The sequence below is a fragment of the Pseudomonas khavaziana genome (assembly GCF_019145205.1).
GTDB lineage: Bacteria > Pseudomonadota > Gammaproteobacteria > Pseudomonadales > Pseudomonadaceae > Aquipseudomonas > Aquipseudomonas khavaziana.
In genome coordinates this window covers 90,430-107,680 of record NZ_JAHSTT010000002.1, presented here as the reverse complement: position 1 = coordinate 107,680, position 17,251 = coordinate 90,430, and the positions used below count along the sequence as shown (strand labels likewise).

Here is a 17,251-nt window from a genome sequence, read left to right as displayed (position 1 = left end):
AAAAGCGCACTCCCGAACAATCCTTGGTCAGGAAGTCGAGGGCGGCTAGTTGTTGATAAGTTCTGCGGCAACGGCCGCCAGATCGTCAAAAATCAAGGTGCCTACCGGCAGGTTTTTCACCTGGGTCTTCTCGCCCTTTCCGGTCTTAACCAAAACTGGCTGAGAGTCGACGGCCTTGGCCGCCTCCAGGTCACCGAGGCTGTCCCCGACGAACCATATCCCAGCTAACGGCACCTTGTAATGTTCTGCAATGATTTTCAACATGCCAGGCTTGGGCTTGCGGCAATCGCAGCCCTCATCCGGCCCGTGGGGGCAGTACACCACCAGCCCTACCTCGCCCCCCTGCTCAGCCACCAACCTGCGCATACGCGCATGCATGGCCTCCAGGGTAGGAATGTTGTAGTAACCACGGGCGATGCCGGACTGGTTGGTGGCAATGGCCACCGTCCAGCCAGCTTTGCTCAACTGCGCGATGGCCTCGATCGAGCCGGGCAGTGGGATCCACTCATCCACCGACTTGATGTAAGCGTCGGAGTCGTAGTTGATCACCCCGTCCCGATCGAGAATCAGCAGTTTCAACATGATCAGCCCAGTACGGAAATGTCAGCGATATTGATGAACAGGCCACGCAGGCGCGCGAGCATGGCGTAGCGGTTTTTCCGCACGCCGGCATCGTCGGCATTGATCATCACTGCTTCGAAGAACGCATCCACCGGCTCACGCAACGACGCCAGGCGCGCCAACGCTTCAGCGTAGTTACGCTCGGCGATCAGCGGCTTCACGGCGTTTTCGGCCTTGGCAATGGCCGAGTTCAGCGAGAACTCCTTGGCGTCGGCAAACAGGCCAGGGTCGACTTCGGCATTGCCGAGGTTGTCGGCCTTGCTCAGCAGGTTCGACACGCGCTTGTTCACGGCGGCCAGGGCATCAGCTTCCGGCAGCTTGCGGAATGCCTGTACGGCTTGTACACGCTGGTCGAAGTCCAGGGCCGAACCCGGTTGCAAGGCACGCACCGACAGGTAGACGGAAACGTCCACGCCTTCGTCTTCGTAACGCGCACGCAGGCGGTCGAACACGAACTCCAGCACTTGCTCGGCCAGGCCGGCTTGCTTGACCTTGGCGCCGAACTGGCCGACGGCGAACACCACGGCCTGGGTCAGGTCGAGGTCCAGCTTCTTGTCGATCAGGATGCGCAGTACGCCCAAGGCCGCACGACGCAGGGCATAGGGGTCTTTGCTACCGGTGGGCAGCATGCCGATGCCGAAGATGCCAACCAACGTATCCAACTTGTCGGCAATCGCCACTGCCGCACCGGTCAGGGTGGTCGGCAGCTCTGCACCGGCACCGCGCGGCATGTACTGCTCGTTCAGGGCCAGGGCGACTTCTTGCGGCTCACCGTCGTTGAGGGCGTAGTAGTAACCGGCAACGCCTTGCATCTCGGGGAACTCGCCGACCATCTCGGTGGCCAGGTCGCACTTGGACAGCAAGCCGGCACGTGCGGCCCAGGCCGGGTCGCCGCCAATGCGCGGGGCAATGTACGCCGCCAGTTTGGAAACCCGTGCGGCCTTGTCGTAGACACTGCCGAGTTTTTCCTGGAACACCACGTTCTGCAGGCGCAGGTTGAAGTCTTCGAGCTTCTGCTTCTTGTCTTGCTTGAAGAAGAACTCGGCGTCGGTCAGGCGCGGGCGAACGACTTTTTCGTTACCGGCGATGATCTGCAGCGGGTCCTTGCTTTCGATGTTGGCCACGGTGATAAAACGCGGCAGCAACTTGCCGTCCGCGTCGAGCAGGCAGAAATACTTCTGGTTGTCCTGCATGGTGGTGATCAACGCTTCTTGCGGCACCTCAAGGAAACGCTCTTCGAACGAGCACACCAGCGGCACCGGCCATTCCACCAAGGCGGTCACTTCGTCCAGCAAGCTTGGCGGCACGATGGCGGTGCCTTCCTGCAGGCGCGCCAGCTCTTCGGTGCGCTTGCTGATCAGCTCGCGACGCTCATTGGCATCGGCCAGCACATAAGCAGCGCGCAGGTCGTTGAGGTAGTTGGCCGGTGAGGTGATACGCACGCTTTCTGGATGGTGGAAGCGGTGCCCACGGGAATCACGACCGGCCTTTTGGGCGAGGATGGTGCAGTCGATGACCTGATCGCCGAGCAGCATCACCAGCCATTGGGTCGGACGCACGAACTCTTCCTTGCGCGCACCCCAGCGCATGCGCTTGGGGATGGGCAGGTCGTTCAGGGAGTCTTCAACGATGGTCGGCAACAGGCTGGCGGTCGGCTTGCCGGTGATGACCTGGCTGAAACGCAGTTTTGGACCGCTCTGGTCGATCTCGCTCAGATCTACGCCACATTTCTTGGCAAAGCCAAGGGCGGCCTGGGTCGGGTTGCCTTCGGCATCGAAAGCCGCCTGGCGCGGTGGGCCGTCGAGGTTGATGCTGCGATCCGGCTGCTGGGTTTCCAGCGCGGTCAGCAGCACTGCCAGGCGACGTGGCGCGGCGTAGACTTTCTTGGCTTCAAACTTCAGGCCGGCGGTCTGCAGGCCTTTTTCGATACCGGCCAGGAACGCATCGGACAGGGTATTGAGCGCCTTGGGTGGCAGCTCTTCGGTGCCCAGTTCAACCAGGAAATCTTGAGCACTCATTGTGCAGCCTCCAGCTTAGCCAACACTTCATCACGCAAATCCGGGGTTGCCATCGGGAAGCCCAGCTTGGCGCGAGCCAGCAGGTAGGCTTGGGCGACGGAACGCGCCAGGGTGCGTACACGCAGGATGTATTGCTGACGCGCAGTTACCGAGATGGCACGGCGGGCGTCCAGCAGGTTGAAGGTATGGGACGCCTTCAACACCATTTCATAGCTTGGCAACGGCAGCGGCTGGTCGAGTTCGATCAGGCGCTTGGCTTCGCTTTCATAGAAGTCGAACAGTTCGAACAGCTTGTCGACGTTGGCGTGCTCGAAGTTATAAGTGGACTGCTCCACTTCGTTCTGATGGAACACGTCGCCGTAGGTGACTTTGCCGAACGGGCCGTCAGCCCACACCAGGTCGTAGACCGAATCCACGCCTTGCAGGTACATGGCCAGGCGCTCCAGGCCGTAGGTGATTTCGCCGGTAACCGGGTAGCACTCGATGCCGCCGGCTTGCTGGAAGTAGGTGAACTGCGTCACTTCCATGCCATTGAGCCAGACTTCCCAGCCCAGGCCCCAGGCGCCCAGGGTTGGCGATTCCCAGTTGTCTTCGACAAAACGGATGTCGTGCACCAGTGGGTCCAGGCCGACATGTTTCAGCGAGCCCAGGTACAGTTCCTGGAAATTATCCGGGTTGGGCTTCAATACCACCTGGAACTGGTAGTAGTGCTGCAGACGGTTCGGGTTTTCGCCGTAGCGGCCGTCAGTCGGGCGACGACTGGGCTGCACATAAGCGGCGTTCCAGGTTTCCGGGCCGATGGCCCGCAGGAATGTGGCGGTGTGGAAAGTGCCGGCGCCTACTTCCATATCGTAGGGCTGAAGTACCACACAACCTTGCTCGGCCCAGTATTGCTGGAGGGCGAGGATCAAGTCTTGGAAGGTACGCACGGCTGGCGTAGGCTGGCTCACGAAATTCACCTGTTACTTGGGCTGCGATTTAAAGAGCGGGAGTATACCCGATTCGGCCCTGCCACCACTCCCTGGAGCCTTATGCCACGCTGCTTTTGGTGTTCTGAAGATCCGCTGTACATGGCTTATCACGATCAGGAGTGGGGAACGCCGCTGCGCGATGCACAGGGTTTGTTCGAGTTGCTTTTGCTCGAAGGGTTCCAGGCAGGCCTGTCCTGGATCACCGTTTTACGCAAACGCGAGCATTATCGAAAGGTGTTGTTTGGCTTTGATGCGCAGCGTCTGGCGCAACTGAGCGATGACGAGATCGAGGTGTTGATGCAGGATCCAGGCATCGTGCGCAATCGCTTGAAGCTCAACGCCACTCGGCGCAATGCCGCCGCCTGGCTGGCGTTGGAGGATCCGGTGGGTCTGCTCTGGTCGTTTGTCGGCGGTAAACCCAAGGTCAATCATTTCATGGATCGCAGCGAAGTCCCGGCGATTACCGCCGAGGCCGAAGCCATGAGCCGCGCCTTGAAAAAAGCCGGCTTCACCTTCGTCGGCCCGACCATCTGCTACGCCTTCATGCAGGCCTCGGGCATGGTCATGGACCACACCCAGGACTGCGACCGCTACGCGGACTTGGCCAACGCCGGTTAGAATGCCGGCTTTGCGCACCACACACGATCAGGAGTGACCTGTGGAAAAGTTTAAAGGCGCCTTGCTGGTAGGCGCTCTCCGGTTGTTTGCCCTGCTGCCCTGGCGCGCCGTACAGGCCGTCGGCACGGGCATCGGCTGGATCATGTGGAAAACCCCCAATCGTTCCCGCGACACGGTGCGGATCAACCTCTCCAAATGCTTCCCGGACATGGACCCGGCCGAGCGCGAGCGCCTGGTGGGCCGTAGCCTGATGGACATCGGCAAATCCCTCACCGAAAGCGCCTGTGCGTGGATCTGGCCGGCGCAGCGTTCCATCGACCTGGTCCGTGAAGTCGAGGGCCTTGAGGTGCTGCACGAAGCCCTGGCCTCCGGCAAAGGCGTAGTGGGGATCACCAGCCACCTGGGCAACTGGGAAGTGTTGAACCATTTCTATTGCAGCCAGTGCAAGCCGATCATTTTCTATCGCCCGCCCAAGCTCAAGGCAGTGGACGAATTGTTGCGCAAACAGCGTGTGCAACTGGGCAACCGCGTGGCGGCGTCGACCAAGGAAGGTATTCTCAGCGTGATCAAGGAAGTGCGCAAAGGCGGCCAGGTGGGCATTCCTGCCGACCCGGAGCCGGCTGAGTCGGCCGGCATCTTCGTACCGTTCTTTGCCACCCAGGCACTCACCAGCAAATTCGTGCCGAACATGCTCGCCGGCCACAAGGCGGTGGGCGTATTCCTGCATGCCCTGCGCCTGCCGGACGGCTCGGGCTACAAGGTGATCCTGGAAGCGGCGCCGGAAGACATGTACAGCACAGACACCGCCACCTCCTGCGCGGCGATGAGCAAGGTGGTGGAGCGCTATGTCGGCGCCTACCCGAGCCAGTACATGTGGAGCATGAAGCGCTTCAAGAAGCGCCCGCCGGGTGAGGCGCGGTGGTACTGATTACACCTGACTTAAAGTCGATGCAAAACTAATGTGGGAGGGGGCTTGCTACCGATAGCGGAGGTTCAGTCAACATGCATTGACTGACACACTGCTATCGGGAGCAAGCCCCCTCCCACATTTGGATCTGCCTAAGCCTGGCGGTCGAGTTTTTTCAGGAACACGGTCATCTCTTTTTCGGCTTGTTTGTCGCCATGGGCCTGGGCCGCTTCGATGCCCTTCTCCCAAGCCTGTCGTGCTGCGGCGTTATCACCCAACCCTTGCTGCGCCTTACCCAACAGCTTCCACGCTGCCGAATACTTCGGATCGAACTCGACGCACTTGGCTAGATGCTCGGCCGCCTTGGCATTGTCCTTCAAGTCCAGATAACCCTTGCCCAACCCAAAGCGCAGCAGCGAATTATCCACACCCTTGGCGTGCATTTTTTCCAGGGATTCGAGCATGTCGGCCACTCCGTCTGATCAGAAAAAGCTCAAGCCCACGTGGAACAGTTTCTCCACGTCGCGGATATGTTTTTTATCCACAAGGAACAGAATCACATGGTCACCGGTGGCGATCACCGTGTCGTCGTGGGCAATGATCACTTCTTCATCACGAATAATTGCGCCTATGGTCGTGCCAGGCGGCAAGCCGATATCGCGAATGGCCTTGCCGATCACCTTGCTCGACTTCGAGTCGCCGTGGGCAATCGCCTCGATGGCTTCCGCCGCGCCCCGGCGCAATGAGTGCACGCTGACGATATCGCCACGGCGCACGTGGGCGAGCAAGGTGCCGATGGTGGCCAGCTGCGGGCTGATGGCGATATCGATATCGCCGCCCTGGATCAGGTCGACGTAGGCCGGGTTGTTGATGATAGTCATCACCTTCTTCGCCCCCAGCCGCTTGGCCAGTAGCGACGACATGATGTTGGCTTCGTCATCGTTGGTCAGGGCCAGGAAAATGTCGGCGTCGGCGATGTTCTCTTCCATCAGCAGGTCGCGGTCCGAGGCGCTGCCTTGCAGTACGACGGTGCTGTCGAGGGTGTCGGACAAATGCCGGCAACGCGCCGGGCTCATCTCGATGATCTTCACCTGGTAGCGGCTTTCGATGGCCTCGGCCAGACGTTCGCCAATTTGCCCGCCGCCAGCGATGACAATGCGTTTGTAGCTTTCATCGAGCCTGCGCATTTCGCTCATGACAGCGCGAATATTCGCTTTGGCGGCGATGAAAAAGACCTCGTCGTCGGCCTCGATCACCGTATCGCCCTGGGGCAGGATCGGCCGGTCACGGCGGAAAATCGCCGCTACGCGGGTTTCCACATTTGGCATGTGTTCGCGCAGCTGGCGCAATTGCTGGCCCACCAACGGCCCACCGTAGTAAGCCTTCACTGCCACCAATTGTGCCTTGCCTTCGGCGAAGTCGATCACCTGCAAGGCGCCCGGAATTTCGATCAGGCGCTTGATGTAGTGGGTCACCACCTGTTCCGGGCTGATCAGTACGTCGACGGGAATGGCATCGTTATCGAACAGGCCGGCACGGGTCAGGTAGGCCGCCTCGCGCACACGGGCGATCTTGGTCGGGGTATGGAACAAGGTGTGGGCCACCTGGCAGGCGACCATGTTGGTTTCGTCGCTGTTGGTCACTGCGACCAGCATGTCGGCATCGTCGGCGCCCGCCTGACGCAGCACCGTCGGAAACGATGCGCGGCCTTGCACCGTGCGGATGTCCAGGCGGTCGCCCAGGTTGCGCAGGCGCTCGGCATCGGTGTCGACGATGGTGATGTCGTTGGCTTCACCGGCCAGATGTTCGGCCAGCGTGCCACCGACCTGCCCTGCCCCAAGGATGATGATTTTCATCCGGTCACTCCCTTAAAACCATTCAGCCGCGCGCGGCGGCGATCTTGATCAGTTTGGCGTAGTAGAAGCCATCGTGCCCACCTTCCTGCGCGAGCAGTTGGCGACCGTGAGGCTGCTTGATGCCTGCGGTGGTCGCGAGATCAAGCTCACGCGCGCCGCTGGTGCGGGCGAGGAAGGCTGCGATGACCTCGGTATTCTCGGTGGGCAAGGTGGAGCAGGTGGCGTAAAGCAGGATGCCGCCGACCTCCAGGGTCGGCCACAGCGCGTCGAGCAGTTCGCCTTGCAGCACCGCCAGGGCGGCGATGTCGTCGGGCTGGCGGGTCAGCTTGATGTCCGGGTGCCGGCGTATGACCCCGGTGGCCGAGCACGGCGCGTCCAGCAAGATGCGCTGGAACGGCTTGCCGTCCCACCAAGTGCCGGTGTCGCGGCCATCGGCGGCAATCAGCTCGGCGCTCAAGCCCAGGCGTGCGAGGTTTTCTCGTACGCGTACAAGGCGCTTGGCTTCAAGATCCACGGCCACTACACCGGCCAGGTCTTTTTCGACTTCAAGGATGTGGCACGTCTTACCGCCAGGCGCACAACAGGCGTCGAGTACACGTTGGCCGGGCGCCAGGTCGAGCAAGTCGCCGGCCAATTGCGCGGCCTCGTCCTGCACGCTGATCCAACCGTCAGCAAAACCCGGCAGGCTGCGCACATCGGTGGCGGCTTCGAGCACGATGCCGTCGGTGCTGTACACGCAGGGTGTGGCGTTGATGCCAGCGTCGACCAGCAACTGCAGATACGCATCACGGCTGTGGTGACGACGGTTGACCCGCAGGATCATCGGCGGGTGCGCGTTGTTGGCTACGCAGATGGCTTCCCATTGCTCAGGCCAAAAGGCTTTCAGGGACTTTTGCAGCCAGCGCGGATGGGCGGTGCGCACCACCGGATCATGTTCCAGCTCGGCCAGCAGCGCTTCGCTCTCGCGCTGGGCGCGGCGCAACACGGCATTGAGCAGGGCCTTGGCCCACGGCTTTTTCAGCTTATCGGCGCAACCGACGGTTTCCCCAATGGCGGCGTGGGCTGGCACTCGGGTATAGAGCAACTGGTAGAGACCCACCAGCAACAGCGCCTCGACGTCGGCGTCCGCGGCCTTGAACGGCTTTTGCAGCAGCTTGGCCGCCAGCGCCGACAACCGTGGCTGCCAACGGGCGGTGCCAAAGGCCAGGTCCTGGGTGAAGCCGCGGTCGCGGTCTTCGACTTTATCCAGCTGGGTTGGCAGGGAGCTGTTCAGCGAAGCCTTGCCGTTGAGGACAGCAGCGAGAGCCTTGGCGGCGGCCAGACGCGGGTTCATTGAGCGGCCACCCCAAGGAGGGTGCCCAGGGCAAATTTCTCACGCCGACTGTTGAACAAATCGCTGAAGTTCAGCGCTTTGCCGCCGGGCAATTGCAGGCGAGTCAGACACAGCGCCTGTTCACCACAAGCCACCAGCAGACCATCTTTGCTGGCGCCGATGATCTGGCCGGGAGTGCCTTTGCCGTCGGACAAGGATGCGGCGAGTATTTTCAAGGCTTCGCCGTTGAGGCTGCTGTGGCAGATCGGCCACGGGTTGAACGCACGCACCAGACGCTCCAGCTCCGCGGCGGGGCGGCTCCAGTCGATGCGCGCTTCGTCCTTGTTCAACTTGTGGGCGTACGTGGCCAGGCTGTCGTCCTGTACTTCGCCTTCCAGGGTGCCCGCCGCGAGGCCGCCGATGGCCTGGATCACGGCAGGCGGGCCGAGTTCGGCCAGACGGTCATGCAGGCTGCCGCCGGTGTCTTGGGCGGTGATGGGCGTGGTGACCTTGAGCAGCATCGGGCCGGTGTCCAAACCCGCCTCCATGCGCATCACGGTCACACCGCTTTCCCCATCACCCGCTTCCACGGCGCGCTGGATAGGCGCCGCACCACGCCAGCGTGGCAACAGCGAGGCATGGCTGTTGATGCAACCCAGGCGCGGGATATCCAGCACCGCCTGGGGCAGGATCAAGCCGTAGGCCACCACCACCAGCAGGTCCGGCTTCAGCGCAGCCATTTCGGCCTGGGCCTCGGCATTACGCAGGGTCGGTGGCTGCAGCACTGGGATATTGTGCTCCAGCGCCAATTGCTTGACCGGGCTCGGCATCAGTTTTTGCCCGCGACCGGCCGGGCGATCCGGCTGGGTGTACACCGCGACGATGTCATAAGGGCTGGCAAGCAGTGCCTTGAGGTGTTCGGCGGCGAATTCAGGGGTGCCGGCAAAAACAATGCGCAATGGCTCGGTCATGGGCGTTCTCGGTTAAAAGCAGTCACAAAAGAAAAAGGCTTGCCGCAGCAAGCCTTTGGAAGAAGGGTATCAAGCTTGCTGGCGATGCTTTTTTTCCAGCTTCTTCTTGATCCGGTCACGCTTGAGCGTGGACAGGTAATCGACAAACAGCTTGCCGTTGAGGTGGTCGCATTCATGCTGGATGCACACCGCCAACAGGCCTTCGGCAACCAGCTCGAACGGTTTGCCATCACGGTCCAGGGCCTTGATCTTCACGCGCAGCGGGCGTTCGACGTTCTCGTAGAACTCCGGCACCGACAGGCAGCCTTCCTGGTATTCGCCCATCTCGTCGGTCAGCGGTTCGAACTCGGGGTTGATGTATACCCGAGGTTCGCTGCGATCTTCCGACAGGTCCATGACCACGACGCGCAGATGCACGTTGACCTGGGTGGCGGCGAGGCCGATGCCCGGGGCTTCATACATTGTTTCAAACATGTCATCGACCAACTGACGAACCTTGTCGTCCACTACGGCCACCGGCTTGGCGATCGTGCGCAGGCGCGAGTCGGGAAATTCGAGGATGTTCAAAATAGCCATAAGCGTAATTGCTGCACATGTGAGGTAGAGACCAATCGGCGGTGGGATGGACCCACACGGCCGGTGTGAAACGCTCGGAAGCCGCGAAGGCCATGACATTTCACGCGAACGCACATAATAAAGGAGATTGACCCCATGAGGAAATCGCTACTCGTCTTGCTGCTATGGGCCCCGCTTGCCACGGCACTGATTGCACAGCCCACCGAGCGCCTGGGGCAGGCCATCCAGCACTTCCTGCTGCATAACCGGATTCTCGATTCACCCCAGGACCTGGACAACGCACCTTACATAGTCGCGGTACAAGGCGGTCGTGTGCTGGGCGCCAACGGCGAGCGTATACATGCTCGCGGTAGCCTGGACCCGGCCCAGCCCAGCTACGGGATCTTTCGTCAGGGCAAGGCCTACATCGACCCCGACACCCAGGAGCTACTGGGCATCAATGCCAATGACATCGGCACTGCACGCTTTTTGCTCGCCGACAACCTCACCACCTTGGCGGTGCAAAGGGTTACCCAGGAAATCCGCCCGGGCGACCGTTTGCTCCGTGCCGAACCGCCTGTCGAGCTGGCCAACCTGCAAGCAGGCAAATCAGCACCCTTCATCGAAGGGCACATTATCGATATTCCCAGGGGCATCACTCAGTTCGGCGTGCTGGATGCCGTGACCCTGAACAAGGGACGTCGCGATGGCCTGGTGGAGGGCCAATTGCTCACGGTGATCAAGACTGGCGCCACTGTGCGAGACGCCCTTACCGGCGTGCCGACCCGACTTCCTGATGAGCGGGCCGGCACCCTGCAGGTCTTTCGCACCTATGAAAAGCTCAGTTATGCCCTGGTGCTCAGTGCTTCACGCGCCCTGGCGATAAAAGACCGTTTTGAGACGCCTCAACAATCACAATAAATAGCCTGCTAAATAAGTTACCAACAGAGTTATCCACAGCTTGTTCCGGTCAAGGATGATCAAATGAATCCGATAAACAGTAGTGAAATTTCTCCGGCAGAGCTGGAAGCCCGGCTACGCTTGCACAGGCTGCCGGAACTGGGCCCGAAGCGTTTTCATACGTTGATCGATGCCTTCGGCTGCGCCTCCAAGGCCATCAGTGCGCCTGCCAGTGCCTGGCGTTCCCTCGGCTTGCCCACCATCAGTGCCGATGCCCGACGTAGCCCGCAAATCCGTGATGGTGCCAGTGAGACATTGGCTTGGCTGGGCCACCCGGCCCAGCATTTGCTGATGTGGGACCAGCCTGAATACCCTGCACTGCTCGCCCAGATCGATGACGCGCCGCCGCTGTTATTTGTCGCGGGCAATCCTGGCATTCTGGAAAAACCCCAGTTGGCCATGGTCGGTAGTAGGCGGGCCTCGCGCCCTGGAATGGACACGGCCGCTGCGTTTTCCCGCAGCCTGGCGAGCGCCGGTTTTGTCATCACCAGCGGTCTCGCATTGGGTATAGACGGCGCGGCGCATCAGGCGGCACTGGATGTGGGCGGCCATACAATCGGCGTGCTCGGTACTGGCCTGGAAAATTTTTATCCACAGCGCCATCGCAAGCTCGCGGCGGCGATGATTGCCCAGGGCAGCGCGGTGGTTTCCGAGTTTGCGCTGGATGCGCCGCCTCAGGCCGGCAATTTCCCACGGCGCAATCGGATTATCAGCGGGCTCTCGCTGGGCGTCCTGGTGGTGGAAGCCAGCATGGCCAGCGGTTCGCTGATCACCGCACGGCTGGCGGCGGAACAAGGGCGTGAGGTGTATGCGATCCCGGGCTCCATCCATCATCCCGGAGCCAAGGGCTGTCATCAGCTGATTCGCGATGGCGCAGTGCTGGTGGAAACCATCGAACACATTCTGGAAGGCTTGCGCGGTTGGCAAGCGGTGTCGCGTCCCGCGCCGCTTCCGGTTATCCACCCATTGGTGGCGCTGCTGCATGCGGCGCCGCATAGCAGCGAAGCCCTGGCGATTGCCAGCGGCCGACCGTTGTCCCAGGTGCTGGCAACCCTTACGGAACTGGAGTTGGAAGGCCAGGTGACCTGTGAAAGCGGACGCTGGCTTGCGCGTTGCCAGCTTTTGTAGCCGTCAGTTCTTTGAAGCTAGGTTTTGTAACGAAGATCGGTAAACTGCCCAGAGCTTTAGTTCGGAGAGTAAACAATGGTCAACAGGTGGCGTGTGCTGGAAGCCGCACGAGAAATTCGCGCAGGCGCGGTGATTGCCTATCCGACCGAAGCGGTCTGGGGCCTGGGCTGCGACCCGTGGAATGAAGAAGCGGTGGATCGGCTGCTGGCGATCAAGAACCGGTCAGTGGACAAGGGTCTGATCCTGGTGGCGGACAATATCCGTCAGTTCGACTTTCTGTTTGAAGACTTCCCGGACACCTGGATCGAACGCATGGCCAGCACCTGGCCTGGTCCTAACACCTGGCTGGTGCCCCATCAGGACTTGCTGCCGGAATGGGTCACAGGCTTGCATGACACGGTGGCCTTGCGGGTCACGGACCACCCGCTGGTGCGGGATTTGTGCGCGCAGGTCGGGCCGCTGATTTCCACGTCGGCCAATCCTCAGGGGCGTCCGGCGGCACGCACGCGGATTCGCGTGGAACAGTATTTCCGCGGGCAACTGGATCTGGTATTGGGTGGCGCCCTGGGTGGGCGCAAGAACCCGAGCCTGATTCGTGACCTGGTAACCGGGGATGTTGTGCGGCCCTCCTAAGACCGAGGTGCGGCCATCGCGGGCAAGCCCCCTCCCATAATTTGACCGCGTTGTCATGACGGACGCAGATCAAATGTGGAAGTGGGCTTGCCCGGGATGACTCGCTTAAGGCAACAGGATTGTTGAGCCGGTCGTACGGCGCCCCGACAACTCCGTCTGCGCCTTGGCTGCATCCGCCAACGAAAACCGCTGGTTGATATCAATCCGCACCTTGCCGCTCTTGATCATCGAAAACAGGTCATCGGCCATCGCCTGCAAGGCCTGCGGGTTGCTGGCATAGGTCGCCAGCGTCGGCCGCGTCACGTACAGCGAGCCCTTGGCCGACAGGATGCCCAGGTTCACACCATCCACCGCGCCTGAAGCGTTGCCGAAGCTGACGACCAAACCCCTTGGCGCCGTGCTGTCCAGGGAGGTCAGCCAGGTGTCCTTGCCGACGCCGTCGTACACCACTGGGCACTTCTTGCCGTCAGTTAATTCCAGCACGCGTTGTGCGACATTTTCCTTGCTGTAGTCGATGGTTTCCCAGGCACCGAGGGATTTGGCCAGGGCGGCCTTTTCCGGGGAGCTGACCGTACCAATCAATTTCACCCCCAGGGCCTTGGCCCACTGGCAGGCCAGGGAACCGACGCCACCGGCAGCGGCGTGAAACAGGATAGTCTCGCCGCCTTTCAGCTCGTAGGTCTGGCGCAGCAGGTACTGCACGGTCAGGCCCTTGAGCATGGCGCCGGCGGCCTGTTCAAAGCTGATGTCCTCCGGCAAGTGCACCAGGTTGGCTGCGGGCAGCACATGTAACTCGCTGTAGGCTCCCAGCGGGCCGCTGCCGTAGGCAACGCGGTCGCCGACCTTGAACTGGGTAACTTCACTGCCAACGGCATCCACCACACCGGCGCCTTCCGCGCCCAGGCCCGATGGCAGGGCGGGCGGTGCGTAGAGGCCACTGCGGAAATAGGTATCGATGAAGTTCAGGCCGATCGCCTCGTTACGCACGCGAACCTGCTGCGGGCCAGGCTCCGCCGGCGTGTAGTCCACATATTCGAGAACTTCGGGGCCGCCATGGGCGCTGAACTGGATACGTTTGGCCATCTGCACTTCTCCTGAGGTTGCATTCGCGTAGCCCCCTATCCCACTCCTAAGCTTGATCTTCGTCAACTGCGATGCAATGGAATGCAGTGGTATCCTGTGCGCCCATTTGCCGCCGACGCCCAGTGGCCTCGCGTAGCTTTGCCCGATTCAAGGTGATGCCATGACTACCCGCACCGAGGCTGTTAAAGCCTATCTGCTTGACCTGCAAGATCGCATTTGCAGCGCCCTGGAAACCTTCGAGACGGACACTCGCTTTATCGAAGACGCCTGGACCCGGCCTGCCGGTGGTGGCGGTCGCACCCGTGTGATCGAGAACGGTACGGTGATTGAAAAAGGCGGCGTCAACTTTTCCCACGTGTTTGGCAGTGGCCTGCCACCGTCGGCCAGCGCCCATCGCCCTGAGCTGGCCGGTCGCGGCTTCGAAGCCCTGGGCGTGTCGTTGGTGATCCATCCGCACAACCCGCATGTACCGACTTCCCACGCCAACGTGCGCTTTTTCATCGCAGAAAAAGACGGCGAAGAACCGGTGTGGTGGTTTGGTGGCGGCTTTGACCTGACCCCGTACTATGGCAATGAAGAAGACTGCGTCCACTGGCACCGCGTGGCCGAGCAGGCCTGTGCGCCGTTTGGCCCGGACGTCTATCCGCGTTACAAAGCCTGGTGCGACACCTACTTTCACATCAAGCATCGCAATGAGCCCCGTGGCATCGGTGGCCTGTTCTTCGATGACTTGAACGAATGGGGCTTCGACACCTGCTTTGCCTTCATTCGTGCTATCGGCGATGCCTATATCGACGCTTACCTGCCGATTGTGCAGCGCCGCAAGGCCATGGCCTATACCGAGCAGCAGCGCCAGTTCCAGGAGTTCCGCCGCGGCCGCTACGTTGAGTTCAACCTGGTCTATGACCGTGGCACCTTGTTTGGCCTGCAATCGGGTGGGCGCACCGAGTCGATCCTGATGTCGCTGCCACCCCAGGTACGTTGGAGCTATGACTGGAAGGCCGAGGTCGGCAGCGAAGAAGCGCGCCTTACCGACTATTTCCTGCAAGACCGCGATTGGCTCGGCGTCGTCGCGCCCAAGGCGGCGGTGTGATGGATCGGTATGTCGTGTTCGGCAACCCCATCGGCCATAGCAAATCGCCGCTGATTCACCGTATGTTCGCCGAGCAGACCGGCGAACAACTGGACTACAGCACTTTGCTCGCGCCGTTGGAGGATTTCACCCATTGCGCCCGTGAGTTTTTCCAACAGGGCCGTGGCGCCAACGTCACCGTACCCTTCAAGGAAGAAGCCTGCCGTCTGGCCAACACCTTAACCGAGCGTGCCCAGCGCGCCGGGGCGGTGAACACCCTGAGCAAATTGGCTGACGGCACATTGCTGGGCGACAACACTGATGGCGCCGGCCTGGTGCGCGATCTGACGGTGAACGCAGGGCTTAACCTGCACGGCAAGCGCATCCTGTTGCTGGGTGCCGGCGGTGCGGTGCGCGGTGCACTGGAGCCGTTGCTGGCGCAGCAACCCTCATCCTTGATCATTGCCAACCGCACCGTGGAAAAGGCCGAGTTGCTCGCTGAGCTGTTCGATGACCTGGGCCCGGTGTCTGCCAGTGGTTTCGACTGGTTGCGTGAGCCGGTGGATGTGATCATCAACGCTACCTCGGCCAGCCTGGCAGGCGATGTACCGCCGATTGCCGGCAGCCTGATCGAACCGGGCAAGACGTTCTGCTACGACATGATGTACGCCAAGGAACCCACCGCGTTTTGCCGTTGGGCCACGGAACACGGCGCAGTGGTGGCAATGGATGGCCTGGGCATGCTGGTGGAACAGGCGGCCGAAGCCTTCTTCCTGTGGCGCGGCGTGCGCCCGGATTCGGCGCCGGTACTGGCCGAACTGCGCCGTCAATTGGCCTGATACAGATCTAAATGTGGGAGGGGGCTTGCTCCCGATAGCGGTGTGTCAGTCACATTTTGGTAGCTGACAGGCCGCAATCGGGAGCAAGCCCCCTCCCACAGTTTGATCATGTTCAGTCTTCGAAATGGATGGGGCAGTTATCGGCACCTTCCAATTTTTTCAGTTCTTCAACGACCTGCGGCCTGGCCCGACGCAAGGTCAAGCTGCGTCCCAACCCCGCCAACCGTCGCGCCTCCTGATGCAGCATCTCCACCCCGGAATAGTCGATAAAATTGATCTGCTGCGCCTCGATCACCACTCGCTCGCCCTGCAAGCTTTGCAGTCGCACTTGCAGGTAATGGCTGGCACCAAAAAAGATCGAGCCGCCCACTCGCAACACATCCTCCTCACCGTCGCGCCATTGCTGAACCCGTGGCTGCGAGGTGCGCTTGAGGTAGAAAAACAGCGACGCCAGCACCCCGGCATAAATGGCCGTTTGCAGTTCCAGCAGTAAAGTGGCGACACACGTCAGGCTCATCACCACGAATTCGGCGCGACTGACTCGGAATAATGCTCGAATGGCCCGGTGGTCTATCAGGCCCCAGCAAATCAGCAGGATGCTCGCGGCCATGCTTGGGATTGGAATATGCGCGATTAAAGCCGCGCCAAATAACGCGAATAACGCCACCCACAGTGCCGAAAACACCCCCGCCAACGGCGAGCAGGCGCCCGCCTCGTAGCTGAGGCCCGAGCGGGTGAAGGAGCCCGCCGACAGGTAACCGGAGAAAAATCCGCCGACGATGTTGGATAAACCCTGGGCGCGCACTTCCTGGTTGGCGTCGAGCAACTGTTGCGAGCGGGCTGACAGTGAGCGGGCAATCGACAGGCTGGTCACCAACCCCAGCATCCCTACCGCTACGGCGCTGGGCAGCAAGCGCAAGACCAGGTCCAGGTCCATCGGCAACGGGCTGAACGGCGGCAGCTTGCCGATAAACGCACTGACCAGCGCCACATGCCCGAACATTGTCGGCCACAGCCATACCGCAAGGCTGCCCAGGGTCAGGGCGATGAGCAGCGTTGGCCAGCGTGGCACCAGATACTTGAGCAATGCACCGGCCAGTAAAGTGCCAAGCCCCAGGGCGAGGGAGGCGTGGTCCCATTCTGCGCCATGGTCGATCAGTGCCAGCAAGCTATTGATGGCTGTGGCCTGGCTCGGCAAATCCAGCCCCATCAGGTTGGGCAACTGCCCCAGGGCGATGACCACGGCCGCGCCCAGGGTGAAACCCAGCACCACCGAATGGGATACAAAATTCACCAGTGCGCCGAAGCGCAGCAAGCCAAGCAGCCACTGGAATACCCCGGCGAGCAAGGTCAGTAACAGGATCAGCGTGATGTAGTCCTGGGAGCCCGGCACGGCCAAGGGGCTGATGCTGGCGTAAAGCACAATGGAAATGGCTGCCGTAGGCCCGCAAATCAGGTGCCAGGAAGAGCCCCACAGACAGGCGATCAACACCGGGATGATTGCAGCGTAGAGCCCGTATTCCGGTGGCAGGCCGGCGATCAGCGCGTAGGCAACCGACTGCGGCAAGGCAAGCACGGCGCCACTGAGGCCGACGATGGCATCCCTACCGATGCTGGCGCGGGTTTGACGCGGGAGCCAACTGAGGAAGGGGAAGAGGGTATGGCGGTTGGGCCGGGGCATTTATAACTCGGCTGAAAAGGTTTGAC

The 17,251-nt window shown here is 61.2% G+C and carries 17 protein-coding genes; 7 read left to right on the top strand and 10 right to left on the bottom strand.

Features of this window, described 5'->3' with window-relative positions:
* Positions 1 to 45 precede the first annotated feature (45 nt).
* Genes gmhB through glyQ form a run of 3 tightly spaced genes read right to left on the bottom strand, consistent with a single transcriptional unit; the run spans position 46 to position 3,589 of the window.
* On the bottom strand, positions 46 to 585 hold the full coding sequence (gene gmhB, locus KVH01_RS05020; RefSeq protein ID WP_200893568.1) for a D-glycero-beta-D-manno-heptose 1,7-bisphosphate 7-phosphatase: 540 nt from the start codon (positions 583 to 585) through the stop codon (positions 46 to 48).
* Positions 585 to 2,639 carry a glycine--tRNA ligase subunit beta gene (gene glyS, locus KVH01_RS05015; protein ID WP_217880666.1) on the bottom strand — a complete coding sequence of 685 codons (2,055 nt, stop codon included), beginning with the start codon at positions 2,637 to 2,639 and terminating at the stop codon, positions 585 to 587. Before glyS ends, gmhB begins: the two co-directional genes overlap by 1 nt.
* Complete coding sequence (glyQ, locus tag KVH01_RS05010) at positions 2,636 to 3,589, bottom strand: glycine--tRNA ligase subunit alpha (protein ID WP_003187265.1); 954 nt, start codon at positions 3,587 to 3,589, stop codon at positions 2,636 to 2,638. The genes glyS and glyQ overlap by 4 nt, the downstream gene beginning before the upstream one ends.
* Positions 3,590 to 3,670: 81 nt before the next feature.
* Here glyQ and KVH01_RS05005 point away from each other — a divergent pair, with 81 nt between their 5' ends.
* Both KVH01_RS05005 and KVH01_RS05000 read left to right on the top strand, forming a co-directional pair.
* The gene (locus KVH01_RS05005; protein ID WP_217880665.1) at positions 3,671 to 4,228 is read left to right on the top strand and encodes a DNA-3-methyladenine glycosylase I; all 558 of its coding nucleotides are present in this window, start codon (positions 3,671 to 3,673) and stop codon (positions 4,226 to 4,228) included.
* A gap of 40 nt (positions 4,229 to 4,268) precedes the next feature.
* Entirely contained in the window at positions 4,269 to 5,156 is an 888-nt protein-coding gene (locus KVH01_RS05000) for a lysophospholipid acyltransferase (RefSeq protein ID WP_014716285.1), read from the top strand.
* A 131-nt stretch (positions 5,157 to 5,287) separates the two neighbouring features.
* Here the strand turns inward: KVH01_RS05000 and KVH01_RS04995 are convergent, their stop codons facing one another.
* The 5 genes from KVH01_RS04995 to def form a co-directional block, all read right to left on the bottom strand.
* Entirely contained in the window at positions 5,288 to 5,599 is a 312-nt protein-coding gene (locus KVH01_RS04995) for a hypothetical protein (RefSeq protein WP_217880664.1), read from the bottom strand.
* Between the two features lie 18 nt (positions 5,600 to 5,617).
* A complete protein-coding gene (gene trkA / locus KVH01_RS04990; RefSeq protein ID WP_043048258.1) occupies positions 5,618 to 6,991 on the bottom strand; it encodes a Trk system potassium transporter TrkA in 1,374 nt (457 codons plus the stop codon).
* Between the two features lie 22 nt (positions 6,992 to 7,013).
* The gene (rsmB, locus tag KVH01_RS04985) at positions 7,014 to 8,324 is read right to left on the bottom strand and encodes a 16S rRNA (cytosine(967)-C(5))-methyltransferase RsmB (protein WP_217880663.1); all 1,311 of its coding nucleotides are present in this window, start codon (positions 8,322 to 8,324) and stop codon (positions 7,014 to 7,016) included.
* Entirely contained in the window at positions 8,321 to 9,274 is a 954-nt protein-coding gene (fmt, locus tag KVH01_RS04980; RefSeq protein WP_217880662.1) for a methionyl-tRNA formyltransferase, read from the bottom strand. Before fmt ends, rsmB begins: the two co-directional genes overlap by 4 nt.
* Before the next feature lie 69 nt (positions 9,275 to 9,343).
* Positions 9,344 to 9,850 carry a peptide deformylase gene (gene def / locus KVH01_RS04975; RefSeq protein WP_034116599.1) on the bottom strand — a complete coding sequence of 169 codons (507 nt, stop codon included), beginning with the start codon at positions 9,848 to 9,850 and terminating at the stop codon, positions 9,344 to 9,346.
* Between the two features lie 135 nt (positions 9,851 to 9,985).
* On the opposite strand from def, the gene KVH01_RS04970 reads away from it, so the two are divergent.
* The 3 genes from KVH01_RS04970 (at position 9,986) to KVH01_RS04960 (ending at position 12,550) form a co-directional block, all read left to right on the top strand.
* Positions 9,986 to 10,750, top strand: coding sequence for a peptidoglycan-binding protein (locus tag KVH01_RS04970; protein WP_217880661.1), 765 nt, complete (start codon positions 9,986 to 9,988; stop codon positions 10,748 to 10,750).
* Between the two features lie 63 nt (positions 10,751 to 10,813).
* A complete protein-coding gene (gene dprA / locus KVH01_RS04965; RefSeq protein WP_217880660.1) occupies positions 10,814 to 11,917 on the top strand; it encodes a DNA-processing protein DprA in 1,104 nt (367 codons plus the stop codon).
* 75 nt (positions 11,918 to 11,992) lie between these two features.
* Complete coding sequence (locus KVH01_RS04960; protein ID WP_217880659.1) at positions 11,993 to 12,550, top strand: L-threonylcarbamoyladenylate synthase; 558 nt, start codon at positions 11,993 to 11,995, stop codon at positions 12,548 to 12,550.
* A gap of 105 nt (positions 12,551 to 12,655) precedes the next feature.
* Here KVH01_RS04960 and KVH01_RS04955 read toward each other — a convergent pair whose 3' ends face one another.
* Entirely contained in the window at positions 12,656 to 13,633 is a 978-nt protein-coding gene (locus KVH01_RS04955; protein WP_043048266.1) for an NADPH:quinone reductase, read from the bottom strand.
* 160 nt (positions 13,634 to 13,793) lie between these two features.
* Here KVH01_RS04955 and hemF point away from each other — a divergent pair, with 160 nt between their 5' ends.
* Positions 13,794 to 14,726 carry an oxygen-dependent coproporphyrinogen oxidase gene (gene hemF, locus KVH01_RS04950; protein WP_217880658.1) on the top strand — a complete coding sequence of 311 codons (933 nt, stop codon included), beginning with the start codon at positions 13,794 to 13,796 and terminating at the stop codon, positions 14,724 to 14,726.
* A complete protein-coding gene (gene aroE / locus KVH01_RS04945; RefSeq protein ID WP_217880657.1) occupies positions 14,726 to 15,544 on the top strand; it encodes a shikimate dehydrogenase in 819 nt (272 codons plus the stop codon). Before hemF ends, aroE begins: the two co-directional genes overlap by 1 nt.
* A 112-nt stretch (positions 15,545 to 15,656) precedes the next feature.
* Here the strand turns inward: aroE and KVH01_RS04940 are convergent, their stop codons facing one another.
* The gene (locus tag KVH01_RS04940) at positions 15,657 to 17,225 is read right to left on the bottom strand and encodes a SulP family inorganic anion transporter (RefSeq protein WP_217880656.1); all 1,569 of its coding nucleotides are present in this window, start codon (positions 17,223 to 17,225) and stop codon (positions 15,657 to 15,659) included.
* Positions 17,226 to 17,251: the final 26 nt, after the last annotated feature.

Bases quoted from the DNA above. Each gene is read 5' to 3' on its own strand.
- glyS (WP_217880666.1), bottom strand. From the start codon at position 2,639: ATGAGTGCTCAAGATTTCCTGGTTGAACTGGGCACCGAAGAGCTGCCA.
- KVH01_RS04960 (WP_217880659.1), top strand. From the start codon at position 11,993: ATGGTCAACAGGTGGCGTGTGCTGGAAGCCGCACGAGAAATTCGCGCA.
- hemF (WP_217880658.1), top strand. From the start codon at position 13,794: ATGACTACCCGCACCGAGGCTGTTAAAGCCTATCTGCTTGACCTGCAA.
- KVH01_RS04940 (WP_217880656.1), bottom strand. From the start codon at position 17,225: ATGCCCCGGCCCAACCGCCATACCCTCTTCCCCTTCCTCAGTTGGCTC.
- fmt (WP_217880662.1), bottom strand. From the start codon at position 9,274: ATGACCGAGCCATTGCGCATTGTTTTTGCCGGCACCCCTGAATTCGCC.
- rsmB (WP_217880663.1), bottom strand. From the start codon at position 8,324: ATGAACCCGCGTCTGGCCGCCGCCAAGGCTCTCGCTGCTGTCCTCAAC.
- dprA (WP_217880660.1), top strand. From the start codon at position 10,814: ATGAATCCGATAAACAGTAGTGAAATTTCTCCGGCAGAGCTGGAAGCC.
- KVH01_RS05005 (WP_217880665.1), top strand. From the start codon at position 3,671: ATGCCACGCTGCTTTTGGTGTTCTGAAGATCCGCTGTACATGGCTTAT.
- KVH01_RS04970 (WP_217880661.1), top strand. From the start codon at position 9,986: ATGAGGAAATCGCTACTCGTCTTGCTGCTATGGGCCCCGCTTGCCACG.
- KVH01_RS04995 (WP_217880664.1), bottom strand. From the start codon at position 5,599: ATGCTCGAATCCCTGGAAAAAATGCACGCCAAGGGTGTGGATAATTCG.
- trkA (WP_043048258.1), bottom strand. From the start codon at position 6,991: ATGAAAATCATCATCCTTGGGGCAGGGCAGGTCGGTGGCACGCTGGCC.
- aroE (WP_217880657.1), top strand. From the start codon at position 14,726: ATGGATCGGTATGTCGTGTTCGGCAACCCCATCGGCCATAGCAAATCG.
- KVH01_RS04955 (WP_043048266.1), bottom strand. From the start codon at position 13,633: ATGGCCAAACGTATCCAGTTCAGCGCCCATGGCGGCCCCGAAGTTCTC.
- def (WP_034116599.1), bottom strand. From the start codon at position 9,850: ATGGCTATTTTGAACATCCTCGAATTTCCCGACTCGCGCCTGCGCACG.